General features: G+C 72.0%; 15 protein-coding genes. 5 read left to right on the top strand and 10 right to left on the bottom strand.

Going from position 1 to position 20733, the window contains the following annotated elements; genetic code table 11:
* Positions 1-209 precede the first annotated feature (209 nt).
* The 3 genes from AB0389_RS18750 to AB0389_RS18760 all read left to right on the top strand — a co-directional run bounded on the left by AB0389_RS18750 (position 210) and on the right by AB0389_RS18760 (position 5633).
* A complete protein-coding gene (locus AB0389_RS18750) occupies positions 210-3539 on the top strand; it encodes a glycoside hydrolase family 2 TIM barrel-domain containing protein (RefSeq protein WP_366396525.1) in 3330 nt (1109 codons plus the stop codon).
* Positions 3540-3713: 174 nt separating this feature from the next.
* Positions 3714-4643: an intradiol ring-cleavage dioxygenase gene (locus AB0389_RS18755; protein WP_366396526.1), complete on the top strand. Its 930-nt coding sequence runs from the start codon at positions 3714-3716 to the stop codon at positions 4641-4643.
* A 114-nt stretch (positions 4644-4757) separates the two neighbouring features.
* Entirely contained in the window at positions 4758-5633 is an 876-nt protein-coding gene (locus AB0389_RS18760; RefSeq protein ID WP_366396527.1) for a triphosphoribosyl-dephospho-CoA synthase, read from the top strand.
* A gap of 134 nt (positions 5634-5767) precedes the next feature.
* Here AB0389_RS18760 and AB0389_RS18765 read toward each other — a convergent pair whose 3' ends face one another.
* The 6 genes from AB0389_RS18765 to AB0389_RS18790 form a co-directional block, all read right to left on the bottom strand.
* Positions 5768-7864: a DUF11 domain-containing protein gene (locus tag AB0389_RS18765; RefSeq protein ID WP_366396528.1), complete on the bottom strand. Its 2097-nt coding sequence runs from the start codon at positions 7862-7864 to the stop codon at positions 5768-5770.
* Between the two features lie 47 nt (positions 7865-7911).
* Complete coding sequence (locus tag AB0389_RS18770) at positions 7912-10026, bottom strand: hypothetical protein (protein ID WP_366396529.1); 2115 nt, start codon at positions 10024-10026, stop codon at positions 7912-7914.
* Positions 10023-11273, bottom strand: coding sequence for a DUF11 domain-containing protein (locus tag AB0389_RS18775; protein ID WP_366396530.1), 1251 nt, complete (start codon positions 11271-11273; stop codon positions 10023-10025). Before AB0389_RS18775 ends, AB0389_RS18770 begins: the two co-directional genes overlap by 4 nt.
* Before the next feature lie 278 nt (positions 11274-11551).
* A complete protein-coding gene (locus AB0389_RS18780) occupies positions 11552-11857 on the bottom strand; it encodes a hypothetical protein (RefSeq protein WP_366396531.1) in 306 nt (101 codons plus the stop codon).
* 112 nt (positions 11858-11969) lie between these two features.
* Entirely contained in the window at positions 11970-12935 is a 966-nt protein-coding gene (locus AB0389_RS18785) for an MASE1 domain-containing protein (protein ID WP_366396532.1), read from the bottom strand.
* A gap of 248 nt (positions 12936-13183) precedes the next feature.
* Entirely contained in the window at positions 13184-14098 is a 915-nt protein-coding gene (locus AB0389_RS18790) for a PP2C family protein-serine/threonine phosphatase (RefSeq protein WP_366396656.1), read from the bottom strand.
* 146 nt (positions 14099-14244) lie between these two features.
* On the opposite strand from AB0389_RS18790, the gene AB0389_RS18795 reads away from it, so the two are divergent.
* Complete coding sequence (locus tag AB0389_RS18795; RefSeq protein WP_366396533.1) at positions 14245-15363, top strand: hypothetical protein; 1119 nt, start codon at positions 14245-14247, stop codon at positions 15361-15363.
* A 34-nt stretch (positions 15364-15397) separates the two neighbouring features.
* Complete coding sequence (locus AB0389_RS18800) at positions 15398-16261, top strand: DUF3592 domain-containing protein (RefSeq protein WP_366396534.1); 864 nt, start codon at positions 15398-15400, stop codon at positions 16259-16261.
* Positions 16262-16348: 87 nt separating this feature from the next.
* On the opposite strand, the gene AB0389_RS18805 is transcribed toward AB0389_RS18800, so the two are convergent.
* From AB0389_RS18805 to AB0389_RS18820, 4 genes are all read right to left on the bottom strand, one after another.
* Positions 16349-17530, bottom strand: coding sequence for an LLM class flavin-dependent oxidoreductase (locus tag AB0389_RS18805; protein ID WP_366396535.1), 1182 nt, complete (start codon positions 17528-17530; stop codon positions 16349-16351).
* Between the two features lie 39 nt (positions 17531-17569).
* On the bottom strand, positions 17570-18817 hold the full coding sequence (locus tag AB0389_RS18810) for an SfnB family sulfur acquisition oxidoreductase (RefSeq protein ID WP_366396536.1): 1248 nt from the start codon (positions 18815-18817) through the stop codon (positions 17570-17572).
* A gap of 1 nt (position 18818) precedes the next feature.
* Positions 18819-19388: an NADPH-dependent FMN reductase gene (ssuE, locus tag AB0389_RS18815; RefSeq protein ID WP_366396537.1), complete on the bottom strand. Its 570-nt coding sequence runs from the start codon at positions 19386-19388 to the stop codon at positions 18819-18821.
* A 117-nt stretch (positions 19389-19505) separates the two neighbouring features.
* Entirely contained in the window at positions 19506-20729 is a 1224-nt protein-coding gene (locus AB0389_RS18820) for an acyl-CoA dehydrogenase family protein (RefSeq protein ID WP_366396538.1), read from the bottom strand.
* Positions 20730-20733 lie beyond the last annotated feature (4 nt).

A 20733-nucleotide genomic window follows, 5' to 3' on the forward strand; every position in this document is an offset into this window, starting at 1 on the left:
CGACGCAGGAGCGCCCTTTACACCTGTCACGGAGACGCGACACTCACAGCAGGAGGGGCGGCCCCTTTCCCCCACAACCCGCGCCACCCACCCACCCCACTCAGCGTCGCATTGACCCGCGCCCCCGCCGTCGCAGCGGTCTTGTGTGGCGCGCGGCTACGTCTGATGCTGGGGTGGTTGTTCTTGTTGCCTTCCGTTCGGAGCCGCACATGAGTGCTGAAAGTCCGAGCAATAACCAACATCCGCGCCGCCGTTCACTGCTGCTCTCCGGCGCCGCCCTCGCGGGATGGGCGGCCTTCGTCGGGCAGAAGCAGGCCTTCGCGGCGAGTAGCGGCAGTGGCGGCAGTGGCGGTACCTCCGGCCATCGTGCCGCCGGGGCGCCCGAGTGGGATGCCCAGCCGGAGGTGTTCCAGGTCAACCGCGAGGACGCACGGGCCCGGCTCGTGCCGTACGCGACCGCCGTCGACGCGTTACGCGGGAAGCACGAGCGGTCGCCGTACTACCGTTCACTCAACGGGAGTTGGCGTTTCCACTGGTCCGAGAATCCGGACGCGCGGCCCGTCGGTTTCCATGCGCCGGAGTACGACGACAGCGGCTGGGACCGCATACCCGTCCCCTCGAACTGGGAGATGGAGGGGTACCGGGAGCCGATCTACCTCAACATCTCGTACCCCTGGATCGGCTACGAAACGCCCGAACCACCCCAGGTGCCGCACAAGTTCAACCCCGTCGGCTCGTACCGCCGCGCCTTCACCCTGCCCGTCGACTGGACGGGCCGGCGCACGCTGATCTCGTTCCAGGGGGTGAAGTCCGCGTTCTTCGTCTGGGTGAACGGCGAGCGTGTCGGCTACAGCGAGGACAGCTACACACCGGCCGAGTTCGACATCACCCCGTACGTCCGGCCGGGGCACAACACGCTCGCCGTCGAGGTCTACCGCTGGTCCGACGGGAGCTGGCTGGAGGACCAGGACCTGATCGATCTGTCCGGGATCTTCCGGGACGTGTATCTGTACGCGATCCCGCCGGTGCACCTCCAAGACCTCTTCGTACGTATGGAGTTGGACTCCGAGTACCGGGACGCGACACTCACCGTCTCGGCCGTCGTTCGGAACCGGGGAGCCGCCGGGGCCGGGGCCGAGGCCGTAGCCGAAGCCGAGGACCTGCTGGTCGAAGCCGTCCTCTACGACGCCGACGGCCGTCGCGTCCTGCCCCGCCCCCTCACCGGCCGCGCCCCCACCCCCGGCGCGGGCGACGCCACCGTCACCCTCACCGCCGACGTACCCGCACCGGCCCTCTGGTCCGCCGAGGCGCCGCACCTCTACACCCTCGTCGTCACCCTCAAGGACGCCTCCGGCACCACCGTCGACATCCACCGCACCCGCCTCGGTTTCCGCCAAGTCGACTACGGACCCGGTACGTTCACCATCAACGGCAAGCCCCTCGTACTGCGCGGCACCAACCGCCACGAGAACGACCCCGTACTCGGCCAGGCCGTCACCGCGTCGGGGATGCTCCAGGACATCCTGCTGATGAAGCGGCACAACATCAACGCCGTCCGCACCTCCCACTACCCCAACCACCCCCACTGGCTTGAACTCTGCGACGAGTACGGCCTGTACGTCATCGACGAGGCCAATCTGGAGACCCACGGCGTACGCGACCGCGTCCCCGCCTCACGCCCCGAGTGGACCGGCGCGTGCCTGGACCGGATGCGCTCGCTCGTCGAACGCGACAAGAACCACCCGAGCGTCATCGTCTGGTCGCTCGGCAACGAGGCAGGCCAGGGCGACAACTTCCGTGCCATGGCGGACTGGACACACGCCCGCGACGACTCCCGCCCGGTCCACTACGAGGGCATGAACGCCGTCACCGACATACACAGCGAGATGTACACCAGCCCGGCCGGCGTCGAGGCGTACGGCAGATCCGGCAACCCGAAGCCGTACATCCTGTGCGAATACACCCACTCCATGGGCAACAGCGGCGGTAATCTGCGCGAGTACTGGGACGTCTTCGAGCGCTACCCCAACCTGCACGGCGCGTTCATCTGGGACTGGGCCGACCAGGCCGTCCGCCTCCCGATCCCCGACCAGGCCCCCGGCGCTCCCCGGCGCACCTACCTGTCGTACGGCGGCGACTGGAAGCCCGGCTATCCGTCGGACGGCAACTTCTGCGCGAACGGGCTGGTCGCGGCGGACCGGCAGATCCACCCGGGCCTGCTGGAGCTGAAGAAGGTGTACGAGCCGATCGGCATCGCGGCAGCCGAGGACGTGGCCGAGGTCACGACTGACGATTCGGTGGTCGCCGTCCGCGTGCACAACAAGCACCTCTTCAGCGGCCTGGACGCGTACCACCTCGTCTGGACGGTCACCCGCGACGGCGACCCCGTACAGCGCGGCACCCTCCCCGCGCCGAAGGCCGCGCCCGGCGCGGCGGCGACGGTACGGATCCCCTGCCGCAGGCCAGACGCACCAGCACCGGCGCCAGCACCAGCACCAGCACCCGGCACCGAGTACTGGCTCAACATCGCGTTCGTGCTCCGGAAGGCCACGAGCTGGGCGGACGCGGGACACACCGTGGCGGCGGACCAGATCGCGCTGCCGTGGCACGCGCCACAAACATCACCGTCCCCCGAGCCGTCCGCACTCCCCGCCCTCACCCTCACCGAGAGCGCCAGCAGCATCCGCGTCACCGGCCGGAACAGCGAGGTCGTCCTCGACCCGCGGACCGGCACCCTCGCCTCGTACCGCCACCGGGGCCGGCTGCTGCTGGCCGGCGGGCCCGTGCCCAACTTCTGGCGCGGCCCGACGGACAACGACATCGGCCGCCGTTTCCAGACGACGGCCCGCACCTGGCGCGACGCGGGCGCCGACCGTACGGTGACCTCCGTGGCCGTCGACCACCCGTCGCCCGGCGAGGTGGTGATCGAGGTGACGGCGACCCTCCCGACCGCGCCCGCCGCCTCCACCTGGCACACCGTCTTCCGGGTCCTCGGCAGCGGCGAGGTGCGCGTACGGCACACCCTCACCGCGGCGGCCGGTCTCCCGGACCTGCCCGTGGTGGGCGCGCTGCTGACCGTGCCGGCGGGGCTGGAGCGGCTCGACTGGTTCGGGCGCGGGCCGCACGAGAACTACTGGGACCGCAACACCGGTGCGCTCGTGGGCCGTTACCGCTCCACGGTGGACGCCCAGGTCGCGCCGTACATCCGGCCCCAGCAGATGGGCAACATGACGGACGTACGCCGGTTCTCGCTCACCGACCGCACCGGCAACGGCCTGACGGTCACCGCCGACCCTCAGAACAATGCGGCCGACACCGGCGACCTTCTGGAGATCAGCGCGCTCCACTACTCCCCCTCCGACCTCGAAAACACCCGCCACCCGCACGAGTTGAAGCGCCGCGACGAGACCGTCCTCGGTGTCAACCACCGCCAGACCGGCGTCGGCGGTATCAACTCCTGGGGCGCGGCCCCGCTCGCCGCCTACCGGCTCACCGCGGGCCGCACCTACACGTACGCCTACACCCTGCACCCCGCGTAAACGCACGTCCGTGTTCAGCGAGGCGTTCGGCGCGCTCGGGCCGCGCCGAACGCCTCCGTACGGACGTCCCCGGCCGGTCTCAGGCCCCCCTCAGGCCCCCCTCAGGCCCCCCTCACAGGAAGCGCACAGGCCAGGGCCGGGTTCCTCCCAGGCTCGGTCCCTACCGTTCAGTACATGACAGCGAAACACGTGGACAAGACGGTCAGCAGAAGGCGTGCCCTGGCCATCGGCGGTGGCGCCGTGGCCGGTGCCGGCGCGGTGGCCGTGGTCGGCGTCAACGCCTTCGCCTCGGAGGAATCCGACACCGCCGCCACCGCCACCACGGCCGCCTCGGGCTCCACCACCGCCTCGACCGGGCAGTGTGTCCTGATGTCGAGCGTCACCGAGGGCCCGTACTACCTGGACGGCGCGCTGGTACGCAAGGACATCACCGAGGGCAAGGACGGCGTCCCGCTGAGCCTGCGCATCACCGTCCAGGACACCACGGAGTCGTGCGGCCCGGTCGCCGGCGCGGCCGTCGAGATCTGGCACTGCGACGCCTGGGGCTACTACTCCGGCTACACCACGGCCAACCCCGGCGGCAGCGCCCCGGCGGAGGACGAGGACGGCTCCACCGCCAACGACGCGACGTATCTGCGTGGTTACCAGGTCGCCAACGCCAACGGCGTCGTCAAGTTCACGACGATCGTGCCCGGTTGGTACACCCCCCGCACCTGCCACATCCACGTCAAGGTCCACACCGGCGGCCAGAAGGCCGACGGGACGTACGAGGGCGGCAAGGTCAACTTCACCGGCCAGCTCTTCTTCGACGACGACGTCGCCGAGCAGATCTTCACGCTGGAGCCGTACGCGAAGCACTCCGGCAGCTACACCAAGCTGGACGACGACATGGTGTACGAGGGCAACGGCGCGGCCGGCGGGCTGCTGACGCTCACGCCCGTCCACAAGAAGGACCCGTCGAAGGGGTACAAGGGCACGATCGTCCTCGGCATCGACCCGGACGCCGAGAACACCGGCGCGGGTGGCGGCGCCGGCGGTGGCGGTGGCGAGGGCGGCGAGCCCCCGACCGGTACGCCGCCCACCGGGGAGCCGTCTTCCTCGTAACGCGAACGTGGCACGGGGTGTACCCGTAATCCGGCCCGGTTGCGGGTACACCCCACACCACCGCTCGTCCCTCACCGCCCGCACGACCGACTACCGACTCGTAAGGGGACCCCCATGCCCATGAACCGCGAGGACGAGGTGCTCGCCGAAGCGGCGATCGACGCCCTGCTGGCCGAGGCCGAGCTGACCCCCAAGCCCGGCCTCCCCGACCGGCGGGAGGCGGACTTCGGCGCGCTGCGCTGGTCCGCGCGCTCGCTGGCACCCGGCCTCGCGGCCATGGCCGCCGCCGCCCGCCGCTCGGGCGGCGGCGGCCCGGGCCCCACGCTTCCCCGCGAGCCCGGCCGCGAACTCCGCCGCGAACTCGGCGCGATCGGCCGTCACACCGAGCGGACCATGGCCCGCGCCAACACCGGCACGGCCCTGCACCACGGCGCGGTCTGGCCGCTCGGGCTGCTCGTGGCCGCCGCCGCGCTGGAGCCGGGCACCGCCCCCGACCAGCTGCCCGCCGCCGCCAGACGCCTCGCCGCGCTCCCCGATCCGTCGGCGCCGCGCGTCCCCTCCCCCGGGGCCACGGTGGCGTCCCGTTACGGAGCCGCCGGTGCGCGCGGCGAGGCGCGCGCCGGATTCCCGCACATACGAAGGGCGTTGACGGCCCTGGGTACGGCACGAGCCGCCGGCGCCCGCGAGCCCGAGGCCCGCCTCGACGCGCTCCTGACCATCATGTGCACCCTCCAGGACACCGGCCTGCTCCACGCCGCCGGACCGCACGGGCTGCGCCAGGTCCAGAACGGCGCCCGCGCCGTGCTCGACGCGGGCGGCGCCGGCAGCGACGCGGGCGGGCAGGCGCTGCGCGACCTCGACCGGACCCTGCGCGCCGACGGACTGCGGCCCCGGGGCAGCGCCCATCTGCTGGCGGGCGCGCTGTTCCTGGACATCCTGCGGGACCGCTCCTACGCGACGGCCGCCCCGCCCACCGCGCTGGCGGCCTGAGCCGCCCGGCCCCCGCACAGACACAGACCAGCCGGGCCGTCCGATGAACCCTGACAACCCCCCAGGCTCATCGGGCCGGCCCGGCGCCCCGCGTCACACAGCGGTGGCCGCTACGACGTCGGCAACGACATCCGCTACGGCGTCTCCTTCGTCACCTCCAGGTCCGCCGTCGGCTTGGTCACCGTGCCGCCCGGCGGGCCCGTCACCGTGCTGGTGTTGTTCCCCGTGTTCGGGTCGCCCGTCGGGGACGTGACCGTCGCGCGGTTCCCGATGTCACTGCCGTCGCCCGTGTAGTCGGCGGCGAGCTTCACCTTGAACACGTACGACACGGACGCGCCGGGCGCCAGTGTGTCCAGCGGGCCGCAGACCACCGTACGGCCCGAGACGCACGGGTCGTCCGACGAGACGAAGCTCAGCGCGGCCGGCAGCGCGTCCGTCACCCGCACCTGCTGGGCCTGCGAGGGACCGTTGTTGGTGACTGTGACCGCGTACTCGAACGTCTCGCCCGGCGCGACCGGGGTGTCCGTGACGGTCTTCTTCACGATCCCGAGGTCGGCGGCCGGCGGTGCGATCCCGCCGCCCGGCGGATTCGCCGTGTTGCTGTTGTTGTCGCTGCTCGGGTCGATGTTGCCGGCGGTGACCCGGGCGGTGTTCTTCATGTCGCTGCCGTCGCCCGTGTACGCCGGGTCGACCTTGACGGTGAGGAGGTACTCGGTGGTCTCCCCCACCCTGAGCGGGGCCGTGCGCTTGCAGGAGACCGCCCGGCCCGAGACCGTACAGCCGTCCGGCGAGGATGCCACGTACGACAGCCCCTGGGGCAGGTCGTCGGCGAGCGTCACGTTGTAGGCGTCCGCCGAGGGGCCGTTGTTCCTGACCGTGATCCGGTAGTCGAACGTCGTCCCCGGCACCGGCTGCGCGGTGCCGACCGCCTGCTTGGTCACCGACAGGTCCGCGTTGGGCCGGTTGACGGTGGAGCCGGGAGGGCCGGCCGGCGGGCTGGTGTTGTTGTTGGTGTTGGGGTCCTCGGTGTCGGAGGACGCGGTGGCCGTATTGCGGATGTCCGAGCCGTCGCCCCGGTAGTTCGGGTCCAACTGCACGGTGAATGTCCAGGTCTTGGACGCTCCCGGTTCCAGCACGGCCTGCGGACCGCAGGTCACGGTGGTCCCGAAGTCGGTCCCTGGCGCCGTGCAGCCGTCGGCCGACGAGACGAATCTCAGCCGGGCGGGCAGTGTGTCCGTGATCTTCGCGTTCACGGCTCGCGAGGGCCCGTCGTTGGTGACGGTCACGGCGTACGAGAAGTTCTCGCCGGGCGCCACCGGGGTGCTGGTGGTCGGTGTTTTGGCCGCCCACAGATCCGCCTGCGGCTCGCTGACACCGCCGGGCGGGGTCACGGGCGGGCTGGTGTTGTCCGACGGGTCGGGGTCGCGCGAGTCGGAGGTGGACGTCGCCGTATTGCGCAGATCCGTACCGTCACCGGTGTACGCGGCGCTCAGTTTCACCCGGAACGTCCAGCTCACGGACGCCCCCGGCGCGAGCCGCGCGCGCGGGCCGCAGGTCACCGTACGGCCCGAGGCGGTGCACGGGTCGGCCGACGAGACGAAGCTGAGCCCGGCGGGGAGCGTGTCGGTCGCGGTGACGTTGCGGGCGTCCGAGGGGCCCGCGTTCGCCGTGGTGATCCGGTACTCGTACTCCTGCCCGGGGACCGTCGGCCCGGTGCCCAGCGCCCGCTTCTCGGTCGACAGGTTCGATACGGGCTCGAAGCTGCCCGGCGGTTTTACGGGGGTCGGGTTCTGGTTGTTGCCCGGGTTCGGGTCGGTGGCGTCGGACGAGCCGGTGACCGTGTTCCCCAGGTCCGATCCGTCACCCTGGTACGAGGCGCTCAGCCGTACGAGCATCGTCCAGCTCCTGGTCTGCCCGACCGACAGCTGCGGCTCGGGCCCGCAGGTCACCGTACGTCCGGAAGCTGTGCAGCCGTCGACCGACGAGACGAACTCGACGCCGTTCGGCAGGGTGTCCTTCGCCGTCACGTTGCGGGCCACCGAGGGCCCGTTGTTCTTCGCCGTGAGGGTGTACGTGAAGGTCCCGCCGGGCGGTACGGCGGCGGCGGAGGCCGCGGTGGCCGTGCCCTGTCCGGACGACCACAACGGCACCACACACACCAGCGCGACCAGCGCCGGCCACAGCGCGAAGCCACCGCGCCGCCGGGGCGTCCCGGTTGCTGTCCTTCTCATCGCATCGATTCCGTTCATGTCAAGAAATGGGGTCGTCCGGCCGGCCATCAGCTCGCGGCCTTCTTGTCGAACTCCAGGTCGGCGGTGGGGGACTTGACCTTCCCGCCGGGCGGCGGGGCCGTACCGCTGTTGTTGGTCCGGTCGGGGTCCGCCGTGTCCGCGTCGGCGGTGGCGGTGTTACGGAGGTCCGTGCCGTCGCCGCTGTACATGGCGTCGAGCGCCACCCGGAACGTCCATGTCACGGTCGCGCCCACGGCCAGCGTGGCGGCGGGGCCGCAGGTCACGGTGCGGGTGGCGGTCACCGCCGTACAGGCGCCGCCGGTGGCCGAGACGAACCGGAGGGCCGACGGCAGCACATCGGTGGCGCGGACCTGACGGGCCACGGAGGGGCCCTGGTTGGTGACGGTCACGGTGTACTCGTACGACTCACCGGGCGCCACGGGGGTGGTCGTCACCGTCGCCTTCGTGGCCCGCAGGTCGGCCTGCGGGGCCGTGACCCCGCCGGGCGGCGCGGCGGCCCCGCTGGTGTTGTTCGACGGGTCGGGGTCCGTGATGTCGTGGCTGACGGTCGCGACGTTGCCGAGGTCGGATCCGGTACCGGTGTACGTGTCGTCCAGCTTGACCCGGAACGTCCAGACGGCCGAACTCCCCGCCGCCAGCGTGCTCCTGGCCGGGCAGCCGACCACCCGGCCCGACGCCGTACACCCGTCGGCCGAGGAGACGAACGTCAGCCCGGCGGGCAGGGTGTCCGTCACCCGGACGTTGGTGGTGTCCGACGGGCCCTTGTCGGTGGCGGTGATCCGGTAGTCGAACTGGTCGCCGGGACGTACGGGCCCGGCGCCGGCCCCCGCCTTGGTCACCGCCACGTCGGCGAGCGCGGTCACCGTCGTCGTGACGGAGGCGGAGTTGTCGGAGGGGTCGGTGTCGATGCGGTTGCCGGGCGCGGTCACGGTCGCGGTGTTACGGAGGGTGACGGGCTGGGCGGGCGCGGTGCCGGTGATGGTGTAGGTGACCGAGCCGTTGCGTTTGATGTCGGCGAGGGTGTTGATGGCGTTGCCACTGCCGGACGCGGGCCGGCAGGCGCTGCCGGTGGTGGCGGTGCAGACCCAGCTGACCTGGGTCAGCGCGGGGACGGTGTCCTGGATGACGGCGCCCTCGACGTCGTTCACGTCGCTGTTGCCGACGGTGACCTTGTAGGTGGCCGGGGCGCTGCCTGCCGGGACGCTCGCCGGACCGGACTTGGTGATCGACAGATTCGCCGGGACGTTGATCGTCAGATCGCCGATCTCGTGGATATTGGTCGCGCCGCCGGTGCCGCCGGAGAAGCCGACCTTGAGGGTGGCGGGAAGGGACGGCTGGTTGGCGATGGTGGACACGTCGTAGTCCGTGATCACCTTGTTCAGCGCGGTGCCCGGGCCCGAGTCCGACCAGACGGAGACCAGCAACCGGCCGTTCTTGGGGAGGACTTGGACGCGCACGGTGCGGTAGTTGCCGCGGCTGCCGGTCTCGACGCTGCCGCCGGGGCCGTCGGCCGCCGTGCCGTACCGGTAGCCGCTGGTGCCACTGCCGCCGCCGCGCAGGGCGATGGCGTTCGGCCGGGGGCCCGGGCCGCCGTTGCCGACGTCGGGCGAGGAGAAGTTCCCGAACTCGTCCAGCCCGACCCCGAGGAAGGCACCCGGAACCCCGCCGCGGTTACAGGAGTTGACCGATCCCGCACAGGCGTAGCCCAGGCCGCCGCCGGAGGCGCCGGTGCCGTTCGCGGCGGTGCCGTCGGCGAGGAAGAACGTGAGGCCGTCACCGCGCCTGCCGTCGTAGGCGGTGCCGCCGTAGGTGGCGTAGGTGAACTCGGCGACGATGCCGAGGTTCGTGGAGAACGAGTCGTTCATCTCCCACGAGCCCGCCTGCCCGGTGGCTGCGCTGGTGAGGCGCAGCCAACCACCCCCGGGGTAGGAGGCGTTGCCGGTGGTGGTGCCGAGGTTCGGCGTCGCGTCGAAGGTCTCGTGCACGGGGAAGGAGAGCGCCCGGGGCTGGGCATGGGCATGGGCGTGGACGTGGACGTGGGCGGGGGCGGGGGCGGGGACGGAGGCGGGAGCCGCGCCGAGGGAGAGGGCGGCGCAGAGGGCGATGAGAAGGACGCGGAAGAGGGAGGATCTCATTCTCATACGAGGGGCCTCTCGTCCTTCGTGAGGTGCGGGAGGGAGTTCCGCCGGGCCAGCACCACGAGCCCGGAGCCGGCGGCCAGAGCGGACGCGGCGAGCCAGATCAGCCAGGAGGGGACGCCGGAGCCGGTGTCGGGGAGCTGCCCGCCGCCGTGGTGCCCGCCGGAGTGGTGACCACCGCCGCTGTGACCACCGGTGTCACCGCCGCCACTGTCACCGCCACCGCTGTGGCTGCCACCGCTGTGGCTGCCACCCGAGTCCGCACCGCCTCCGTCCGTACCGCCACCGCTCGTACCGCCACCGCCGTGTCCCGGTTTGAGGTACAGCGGGCCGCCGTTGGGGCCCGTGGTACCGGGCTTGTTCCGGTTGTTGCTGAGGTCGGGGTCCTTCGTCGTGGCGGTGACGGAGGCGATGTTGTCGAGCTGTACGCCGTGCAGCAGCGCCCGGGAGCCGGCGTCGTGAACGCGGACGACCAGCCGGAACACCGCCGTCTCCCCGGCGGGCAGCCGGTCAAGCAGCGGACAGACGATCTTCTGCCCGGTCCTGGCACCGGCCGGCGCGCAGCCGTCGGGCGAGGACTCGAACCGCAGCTCGTGCGGCAGCGGATCGGTCACCCGCACACCGAGGGCCGTCGCGGGCCCGTGGTTCCGTACGGAGATGACGTACGCGAAGTAGTCGCCCGGCGAGACGTAGCGCTTGCCCTCCGGCAGCTCCGCGCGCTTGGTCAGCTCCAGGTCGGCGCTTCCGCGCGTACCGGGCGGCACGGGGAGGCCGGTGACCGAGGAGGTGTTGTTGTCCGTCACCGGGTCGTGGGTCGCGGCGGTGACGGCGGCCTCGTTGACGATGTCGGAGCCGTCGCCGTCGTATCCGTCGGCCAGCCGGACCGTGATGACCCAGGAGAAGGTGTCACCGACCCCGAGCGTCGCCAGCGGCCCGCAGGTCACCTGCTGCCCCTCCGCGGCGCACCCCTGCTGCCCGGAGACGAATACCAGCGAGTCGGGCAGCAGGTCGGTCACCTTGACGCCGGTGGCCTGCGACGGGCCGTGGTTGTGGACGGTGATGGTGTAGCGGAAGGTGTCGTCGGGGCCGGTACGGAGGCCGGTGGCGGCCGGGGCGGTGCGGGCCGGTGACGAGGTGACGGACAGATCGGCGTGGCCGGCACCGACGAGGGGGCCGGGGGCGGGGACGGGGGCCGGGACGGGGATGGGTGTGGCGCCCGTGGACGGCGATACAGCGTCCGGAACCGGCACGGACGAAGCAGGTACTGACAGAGCCACAGCTGACGGATCCCCGGCAGAGGGAACCGCAGCCGAGGAAACCGGCGAAGGGAAAGCCGAGGCGCCGCTCTCCGCGCCCGCAGGCGTACCTACCCCCATACCCGTACCGGCGAATCCGCAGAGCGCGAGCGCGAGCGCGCCGACAGCGGCCACGCGGCTGAAGCCACAGAGAGACGACATGAAGAGGTTATGCCGTGCGGAAAATATGAAAAACGATCTTTATTGATCAATCCACCGAACAGCGGATCGCGCTACCTCGTTCGCCGTGCCGCCATCCCGTAGTGCACCGCCTGCCGCGGTTTCCCCGCGCCGCACTCGTTGCACGGCAGCCGCGCCACTTCCGTCAGCCCGGCCCGCGGCGAGTAGTGGAAGAGGTCCCTGACGATCCCCGCACACTCCTTGACCGCACACGCGTGGGAGGCCCAGACCGTGGAGCGGCCACCGCTGTCCAGTACCGAGTGGTTGCAGAAGAGACAGGGGAACGGGTGCGAGCCGTCCTCGTTCTCGATGTAAGCGATCGCATCAGGTGTACCGCACCCGGGACAAATCCACGCCATCTCCGAACTCCCTCAGCTGTCAGGGCTCGAACTATGGTGTGAACCGGCCTCTCAATACGGGCAATTGGGCCATGATTCACTCGCGCGCGTGACGTCCGCCCCCGACTCCGCGTCAGTCCCCGTACGGCCGCCGCCGCTCCGCCGCGTCCGGCGGTGGCGTCAAGCGGGTGACCACCTCGGCCAGTTCGAGGCAGGCCTGTTCGATCTTGCGGCGGATGTTGCGCTGTTCCGTGACGATCGCGGCCAGCAGCAGCGCCGTCAGCGCCGCGGAGCCGTTGAGGGCCTGGAGGCTGACCATGACCTCGACGAAGCTGTGCCGGGCGAACGGCCCGACGCGGTCGATCGCCGCCGTGATGGCAAGTACGGAGACGAACAGCGCGCACGGCGCCGCGCCGGCGAGCTGGAAGCGCAGGGCGGCCCAGACCAGCAGCGGGAAGACGAGGAAGAGCAGGCAGAGCGGGCTGCGCGTGGCCGGCGGCACGACGCAGACCGCCGTGACCGTCAGGGCCGCCGCCTCCGCCCAGCGCCGGGGTTCGCGCGGCAGCGGGAGCCGGGCCCTGCGCAGTACGAGGATCAGCGGCGTGACGACCAGAACGCCCATCGCGTCGCCCGTCCACCACGCCGACCAGGTCGGCCAGACGCCGTGCGCCGGCAGCCGGCCGCTGAGCACCAGCACGGCCGTACCCACGCTCGCGCTGATCAGCATCCCGGCCAGCGCTCCCAGGAACACCAGCGCCACCCCGTCCCGCAGCCGGTCCAGGGCGATACGGAAGCCCACCCGCCGCAGCAGCAGATACGCGCAGACGGGGGCGAGGGTGTTTCCCGCGAGGATCCCGATGTCAGTGGCCCGGAACGGCCCGATCGTCACGATGCTGAAGAAGACACCCAGCGTGATTCCCGGCCAGATCCTCATCCCCAGGAGCAGCAGAGCACTCAGCGCCACCCCGGTCGGCGGCCAGAGCGGCGTGATGACCACACCGTCGGAGCTGGACTCGTCCATCACCACCTGCCTCAGCAGCCCCAGCCGTCCGACCGCGTAGTACGCGCCCGCGACGCAGAGGATCTGCGCGACCGTCACGAGGAGGCCGGGCGGGCGGGATGGGCCGGACGGGCCGCGCGGGTCAGGCGGGCCGGGCGGGTCAGGCGGGCCGGGCGGGCCTGGCCGACCGCTGGGTTCCGGTTTGCCGTGTTCCGGTCTGCCGGGTTCCGGGCTGCTGTTTCCCTCGGTGCGCACCACACCCGCCATCAGACAACGCCCACCGCCCGGCTCCGCCGTGACACGCGGCCCCCACCCCTACGTCACCACGTGCGCACCGAGGAACACCGTCACGTCTGACCGTCGTGGCACAGCACCAGCACCGCCGCGTCGTCCGAGTTCCCCGTCAGCTCCGCGACCCGCATCACCCGCGCCGCCAGCTCCTCGGGCCCCTCCCCCGCCAGCACCCCGGCCGACAGAAACCCGGCCGCCCGCGCCAGCCCCTCGTCCAGCGGGAACGAAGGCCCCTCGACCACACCGTCCGTGAGCAGTACGAACGCGCCCGGCACCGTCAGCCGGCGCCGCGTCACCGGATACGCCTCCCCCTGCTGGATCCCCAGGGGCAGGCCGCCCGCGTCCTCGGCGACGCCCGACCGGCCGTCGGCCGTGGCCCAGACGGAGCCGACGTGCCCGGCCCGCGCGCTCTCCAGCTCGTGGGTGACCGGGTCGTAGCGGAGGAAACTGCAGGTCGCGAAGAGGCTGGAGTTCACGGAGAGCAGCAGGTCGTTCGCCCGGCTGAGCACCAGCCCGGGGTCGACGACCGGGGCCGTACCGGCACCGCCACCGGCATTGGCACCCGTCCCCCAGCCGCCCCGGGCGTCCCAGCCGCCCGCCGTGGCCGCCACCGCCCTCAGCCCGATCCGTACCTGCCCCATGATCGCGGCGGCCTCGACATCGTGCCCCTGCACATCGCCCACGCAGAACGCCAGCGCGCCGTCCGGCAGCGCGAAGCCGTCGTACCAGTCGCCGCCGATGTCCAGGCCGTCGCGCGCGGGCGCGTACTTCGCCGCCGTACGGAGTCCGGGCACCGCCGGGAGCTCGGCCGGCAGCATCTCCCGTTGCAGCGCCTGCGCCAGCTCCACCCGGGCACGCTGAAGCTCCGCGCCCTGCCGCGCCTGCGCGGTGAGCCGGCCGAGGGTGGTCAGCAGATCGTCGGCGCTCGCGGACTCGATGTCGGACCTGCCGGGAGGACGACGCCTGGTCATCACCGCTCCGAGGTACGTCGTCATGGATGGGTTGATGGAATTCAGAAGGAATGGAACATATTCATCATATTTCCGACGACCGTTTTCCGCTGAGCGAGGCGTCCAGGCCCTGTCGGCCGTTGGCCGTGAGGTGCAGAATCGGCCACATGACGATCGCCGCGGGCGCGCCGCCCACGCACAACACGCCTGCCGGCCTCGCGCTGGGGTTCCTGACGGGCGGGGTGGTCGGTGCGTCGCTGACCGCCTTCATCGGCGGGTGTGTCGTCGAGAGGGCGCCGCTGATCGTCACGGGGCTGGTGCTGCCCGCGGTCTACGGGCTTCTCTTCTTCCTGGGTACGCTGCCGCGCCGGCTTCGGGAGGCGGCCGTCGTGCCGCGTACGGCGCTGGCGGTGATCGAGGGTCTGGAGGCCGTCGGGGGTGAGTCGAGCGACGTGCCGGTGCGGTTCGAGCTGTCCGTCATGCCGGACGACGCGCCCGCGTTCCGGGTCGCGATACGGCAGGACATCAACCTGGTCGAGCTGGCCGAATACCGGCCACGCGGAGTCGTGGTGGTGGAGTATCCGCCGGACCGGCCGTGGAAGACGCGGATCGTGAGGCGCCCCACCCCGGAGTGGGAGGAGCGGGCGGCCGGGGCCGCGCTGGACTCGGTGCCCGGTCCGGCCATGACGAGCGAGACCCCGGAGGGCTGTGCCGGCGGGCTCCTCACGATGCTCGGCCTGCTGCTCGGTGTGGCCGCCGTACTCCTGCTGTTCCGCGCGGAGTTGTTCGACTCCTCCAAGGGCGGGAGCGGCGGGAGCGGCGCGCCCGAGCCGTCCGTCTCCGCCTCCACCTCCTCATCGTCGTCCACGTCCACATCCACAACTACCGTGACATCGGCGACGGGCACGGTCACCCTCGGCCCTGGCCGGTCGATGCTCGACCAGGGCGAACTGCGCAGGGCCGTCGAGTCGCTGACACGAGGTGCGCACGGACGACAGGCGCTCACCGCCGTCGTGCAGGACCGCCTGCTCACCATCGTCTTCTCCCCCACCGGTGTGACGACCGCCGGGTTCGATCCGAGGTCCCTGCCCTACGACCGCGTCCCCGCCCTGGTCGAGGAGGCCGGGACCGGTCTCGGCGCGGGGTCGCCGCGGAGCTGGCAGGTGACCGCCGACGGCGTCGCGGGCACGCTCACGCTGAGGGTTGTGGTCACCGGCGACGGTGGGGATACGGGAGTGGTGGAGGCGGACGGCCGGGGCAAAGTGCTGCGGCGCAGCGGAAGTTGATCGGTTCCCGGACGGGCTGGAGGAGAACGGGCGTATGGGGTGGGACGGGTGGGTGGCGCTGTGGTGTGCGGTGTGGGGCGTGGCGGCGCTGGTCGGGTACGGGATGTCGCTGGCCGGGGTCACCAAGGAGCAGCGGACGGTCCGGTTGACAGGGCGGATCGAGCGGGTGCGGGAGTCCCGGCACGGTGGCTCCCGCACGGGTGGGATTTCGGTGGTGGTCTCCTACCGTGACCCGGTCTCGGGCCGGGAGGTGAGGGTGACGAATGACGGCGAGCGAGGTGACTCGGTCACCGCCGCGTGGGAGGGCCGGGAGATCGGGGTCAGCTATGTGCGGGGGAGGCCGCACGCGTACCGGTTCTCCGCTGTCCCGCTGGAGCCCGGTCGCGGGCTGTGGCTGCCGGGCGTCGCGGTCTTCCTCGTCTACGCCGGGCTGGTGGTCCTCGCCGCGGTCGAGCGCGGGTGGCCGTGGGCGCTGATCGGCTTCGGCGGGCCGTGGGCGCTCTCCGGCGCCGTTTATCTGCCCGGATCGGTACGCGACAGGAACCGCCGCGTCGAGCGGCTGGCCGCGTTGGAGACCGTCCCCGGCCGGATTGTCGCGGTCCTGAAGGACGTCAGCGTCGACCAGGACGACGGCCACACCTCGACCACCATCACTCCGGTCGTCGCGTTCACCACGCGCGAGGGCACGGCCGTCACCGCGTACTGCATGTCACACCTCCCGGACCCCGCCCGCGCGTACGGCCGGGAGGTCACGGTCCACTACCCGCCCGCCGACCCGGCCGAGTTCACACTGGACCCCACGGCCGAACACCGCTCGGCGCGACGGGAGACGATCTTCGACTTCACGGTACTCGTCGTGCTCGTGGCGACGGTCGTGACGGGAGTGGCGCTGCTCTGAGGCACTGGTGACCGAGGCGGGCGCCAACCGGCTGCCCCGGCACCCCGGCACCCCCGGACACCGGCACCACCGGCACCGGCGCCGGCCTCACCTCCGTACCCCCGCCGCGAACGGCACCGCGGCGGAGACATCAGCGGCACCGGTGGCGGCGCCCGCCGGGTGGGTCCACAGGCCCGTTGCCGCCAGCCTCGGCAGTACGCCCTCCCCGAACCAGTACGCCTCCTCCACATGCGGGTGCCCCGACATCACGAACTCGTCGATCCCCAGCCGGTGGTACTCCTCGATCCGCTCCGCCACCTCCCCGTGGCTGCCCACCAGCGCCGTCCCCGCGCCCCCGCGCACCAGGCCGATCCCGGCCCACAGGTTCGGTGAGACCTCCAGCCCGTCCGCGGACCCGCCGTGCAGCGCCAGCATCCGCCGCTGGCCCTCCGACTCGCTGCGCGCCAGCCCGGCCTGTACGGCGGCGATCGCGGCCGGGTCGAACCCGTCCAGCAGGCGCCGCGCCTCGGCCCACGCCTGGTCGGCGGTGTCGCGCGTGATCACATGCAGCCGGATGCCGAACCGTACGGTCCTGCCCTCCTTCTCCGCCAGCGCGCGGATCCACGCGATCTTCTCCGCGACCTGCGCCGGCGGCTCGCCCCACGTCAGATAGACATCGCTGTGCCGGGCCGCGACCTCGCCCGCCGCCGGGGAGGACCCGCCGAAGTAGATCGGCGGCACCGGATCCGGGACGCGGGCCAGCCGGGCGTCCTCGACCTGAAGGTGTTCACCGAGCCGGGTCACACTCTCGCCGCGCCACAACGCCCGTACGATGTCGAGGAATTCACCGGTACGCGCGTACCGCTCGTCCTTGCCGAGGAAGTCGCCGTACGCGCGCTGCTCGTGGCTCTCGCCGCCCGTCACCACATTGAGCAGCAGCCGCCCGGGGGCGTACCGCTGGAAGGTGGCGGCCATCTGGGCGGCCAGCGTCGGCGCGACGAAGCCGGGGCGGAAGGCGACCAGGAACTTCAGCCGTTCGGTCTCCCGCGCCAGCATGGCCGTGGTCAGCCAGGCGTCCTCGCACCACGCGCCGGTGGGGGTCAACGCGCCCTCGAAGCCGAGCTGTTCGGCCGCCCGGCCGATCTGGGTCAGATAGCCGAGATCGGCCGGCCGCTGCCCGCCGGCGGCTCCGGCGGCTCCGGCGGCTCCCGCCGCCACACCGTGACCGCCGCCGATCACATGGCGGCTGTCGCCGTAGGTGGGCAGGAACCAGTGGAAGGTGAGGCTCACGGGATTCTCCAAACACCGTACAAGGAAAGGAAGATGAGGTCAGAGCAGGCCGTGGCGCGGCGGCCTCGTCCCGCTCAGCACATACCGGCCGATGTGCTGCACCTTCCAGCGCACCGGATCGTGCAGGGTGTGCGTCCGCGCGTCGCGCCAGTACCGGTGCAGATTGAGCCCGTCCAGGGCGGCCCGCGTCCCCGCCACCTCGAACAGCGCGCTGCCCGTCTCCACCGCAGCCCGCGCCGCGTGGACCTTCGCCGCAGCCACCGCGATCGACGCCTCGGCGGCCGACCGGTCCGTGAGGTCGGCGGATGCGGTGTCCACCGCGTCCGCCGCCGCGCGCAGCAGCGCGTCCGACGCCCGTACGTCCAGGCCGAGTTCACCGAAGCGCTGCACGAGCAGCGGGTCCTCGGCCGTCGTCCCGTAGCCCTCCCCGACCGCCTCGAACCACGGCCTGCTGTGCGTACGGACGAACGCGGCGGCCTCCGCCAACGCGCCGACCGCGATCCCCGCGTCGATGGCCGCGTGCAGCAACTGGGCCACCGCTCCATGGAGTTGCGGCCCTTCGAAGGTCAGGTGGTGCGGTACGACACGATCCGCCGCCACCTCGACATCCACCAGCCGTACGGTGCCACTGGCGGTGGTGCGCTGGCCCATGCCGTCCCAGTCGTCCACAACGGTCACACCGGGCGCGTCACGCCGTACGTACGCGACGTGCAGCGGCGCGTCGTCGTCGCCGTTCCCCTGGCCTTCGTCCCCCGCGCCGAGCCGCGCCAGCACCGGGATCCAGTCCGCGAACAGCGCGCCCGTCGCGTAGTGCTTCTCACCGTTCAGCAGCAGCACACCATCGATATCCGCGCGCGGCACCAGCCGGGTCCGGATGTCCCGCACATGCGCGGTCCCCTTCTCCGACTGCGCGTTGCCGAACCGCCGCCCCGCCAGCACCTCCCCGAAGAAGAACTTCCGCTGCGCGTCGGTCCCTTGGCTCCGCAGCACGTTCACGTACACGAAGTGGCTCTGCGGGATCTGCGCCAGGCTCGGATCGGCCGCCGCCAGCAGCCGGAAGACCTCCGCGAGCGTACGGGCGGACACCTCGGCGCCGCCGTACGCGCGCGGCACGGAGACCGCGAGCAGCCCGGACGCCGACAACCGGTCCAGCTCGGCGCGCGGCAGGGCGCGCTCCTCGTCCCGGGCGGCGGCTCCGGTACGGAACTCCTCGGCCAGGGCGGCGGCCACGGCGAGCGCCTCGGCGTCGTCCGCGATAACCCGCGCACGCTGTTCACGTACGGCCATCTCAGGCCGCCACGGCCGAGAGACGGGAGCCGGATGCCGCCGACCCCAGCGCGGCCGAGAACTGGTCCACCACCTGCTCCAGCGCCTCCCGCGACGCCGGATCGACCGCCACCGACACCCCGTCCTCCGCCACCGTGATGTGCTTGTCCAGCACGAACCACCCCTGCACGATGTGCGCCGCGCCCATCGACGACAGCACCGGCCGCAACGCGTAGTCGATCGCCAGCACATGCGCCGTGGAACCGCCCGTCGCGAGCGGCAGCACGGTCTTGCCCGCCAGCGCGTACTGCGGCAGCAGATCGAGCAGGGACTTCAGCAGCCCCGAGTACGCGGCCTTGTAGACGGGCGTCCCGATCACCACCCCGTCGGCCTCCTCGAACAGCCGCCGCGCCGCCACGATCGCGGGATGCCCGAAGTCGGCGCCGAGCAGCGCGTCGGCGGGCAGCGTACGGACATCGAACGGGACGACCCGGTGCCCCTGGTCGGCGAGCCGGCCGTCGAGGTGGCGGAGCAGCCGGGCCGTGCGGGAGGTGGGGGACGGGCTGCCGGAGACGGAGAGGATGGTGGCCATACGGATTCACCTCGGGGAAAGGAAGGAAGGGGAGCAGAAGGGGAGGGGAGGGAACGCAGCGATCGCAACCGGACCGAACCGAACCGGACTGAACCGGACCGGAGCGGACCGGACCGATCAGGAGTACCAAGTCGGCTCGGGCAGCTCACCCAGCAGCACCGACCGCCCCACCTCGCGCCGCTTGTACGCCACCGGGTCGTGCAGTGTGTGCGTACGGACGTTCCGCCAGAAGCGGTCGAGCCCCTCGGCGCTCGCCGTGGACCGCGCGCCGGTGACCTCGAAGATCCGGCCGGTGACCTCCAGCGCCACCTCCGTCGCGACGGCCTTCGCCGCCGCCACCCGCACCTCGAACGCGCCCCGCGCCTCCGGTGTGACCGCGTCGGGGTCCGCGTGCAGCCGCTGCCCCTCCTCGGCGACCCGGTCGGCCAGGGCCTCGGCCGCCCAGAGCTTGGCGGTGAGGTCCCCGTACACGTCGATGACGTACGGCTCGTCCACCGCGCGCTCGTACCCGCCGTGCAGCCAGGGGCGCGTCTTGGTGGTGGTGTAGGTGGTGGCGGTCTCCAGCGCGCCCGCCGCGATCCCGAGGTAGAAGTTGATGAAGACGAGCTGGATGGTGGGGACGTTCAGTGTGTTGTACACGCGCGGGGTGAACACCTTGTCGGTGTAACCGGCCGCCGCCGCCCACGGGACGCGCACACCGTCGATGGTGACACCGCCGCTCTCGGTGAGGCGCTGGCCGATGTTGTCCCAGTCGTCGTGGAAGGTCAGGCCCTCGCTGTCGGAGGGGACGATGGCGAAGACGTGGTTCTCCGTACCCTCCAACACCCCTTCCAGGACGGTGACATCGGAGACCTTGCTGCCGGTGGAGAAGGTCTTGCGCCCGGTGAAGACGAGGGACTCGCCGTCCGCCGTCTCCCGTACGGCGACGTCGTTGTCGCGCGGGTTGACGGCTCCGCCGAAGAACCAGCGGTTACGGGCGGCCTCGGCCTCCACCGCCTCCCACTGCGCGCGGGTGCCGACGAGCCGGGCCGCCCAGTTCCAGAGGTAGTGGTAGCCGAGGAGCTGGCCGATCGAACCGTCGGCCTTCGCCACCTCGCGGACGACGCGGTACGCCGTCGTCCAGTCCTGGCCGCCACCGCCGTGCTCGACGGGGCCGAGCAGGGTGACCAGGCCGGCGTCCTTGAGCAGCTGGACCTCGGCGTACGGGGTGGCAGCCGCCTTGTCGCGGGCGGCGGCGTCGGTGGCGAGGACGGCGGCGACGTCGGCGGCGCGGGCGAGCCAGCCGGGGGCGTCGGTGGGGGTGGGGAGGGCGGTCCAGTCGGCGGCGGCGAGGGTGCTCATGCGG

This window comes from Streptomyces sp. NPDC093109, assembly GCF_040701725.1.
Classification (GTDB): domain Bacteria; phylum Actinomycetota; class Actinomycetes; order Streptomycetales; family Streptomycetaceae; genus Streptomyces.

What these genes read in the sequence shown, in the direction of transcription:
- AB0389_RS18750 (WP_366396525.1), top strand. Translation starts at nt 210, where the DNA reads ATGAGTGCTGAAAGTCCGAGCAATAACCAACATCCGCGCCGCCGTTCA.
- AB0389_RS18755 (WP_366396526.1), top strand. Translation starts at nt 3,714, where the DNA reads ATGACAGCGAAACACGTGGACAAGACGGTCAGCAGAAGGCGTGCCCTG.
- AB0389_RS18760 (WP_366396527.1), top strand. Translation starts at nt 4,758, where the DNA reads ATGCCCATGAACCGCGAGGACGAGGTGCTCGCCGAAGCGGCGATCGAC.
- AB0389_RS18765 (WP_366396528.1), bottom strand. Translation starts at nt 7,864, where the DNA reads ATGAGAAGGACAGCAACCGGGACGCCCCGGCGGCGCGGTGGCTTCGCG.
- AB0389_RS18770 (WP_366396529.1), bottom strand. Translation starts at nt 10,026, where the DNA reads ATGAGAATGAGATCCTCCCTCTTCCGCGTCCTTCTCATCGCCCTCTGC.
- AB0389_RS18780 (WP_366396531.1), bottom strand. Translation starts at nt 11,857, where the DNA reads ATGGCGTGGATTTGTCCCGGGTGCGGTACACCTGATGCGATCGCTTAC.
- AB0389_RS18790 (WP_366396656.1), bottom strand. Translation starts at nt 14,098, where the DNA reads ATGACCAGGCGTCGTCCTCCCGGCAGGTCCGACATCGAGTCCGCGAGC.
- AB0389_RS18795 (WP_366396533.1), top strand. Translation starts at nt 14,245, where the DNA reads ATGACGATCGCCGCGGGCGCGCCGCCCACGCACAACACGCCTGCCGGC.
- AB0389_RS18800 (WP_366396534.1), top strand. Translation starts at nt 15,398, where the DNA reads ATGGGGTGGGACGGGTGGGTGGCGCTGTGGTGTGCGGTGTGGGGCGTG.
- AB0389_RS18810 (WP_366396536.1), bottom strand. Translation starts at nt 18,817, where the DNA reads ATGGCCGTACGTGAACAGCGTGCGCGGGTTATCGCGGACGACGCCGAG.
- ssuE (WP_366396537.1), bottom strand. Translation starts at nt 19,388, where the DNA reads ATGGCCACCATCCTCTCCGTCTCCGGCAGCCCGTCCCCCACCTCCCGC.
- AB0389_RS18820 (WP_366396538.1), bottom strand. Translation starts at nt 20,729, where the DNA reads ATGAGCACCCTCGCCGCCGCCGACTGGACCGCCCTCCCCACCCCCACC.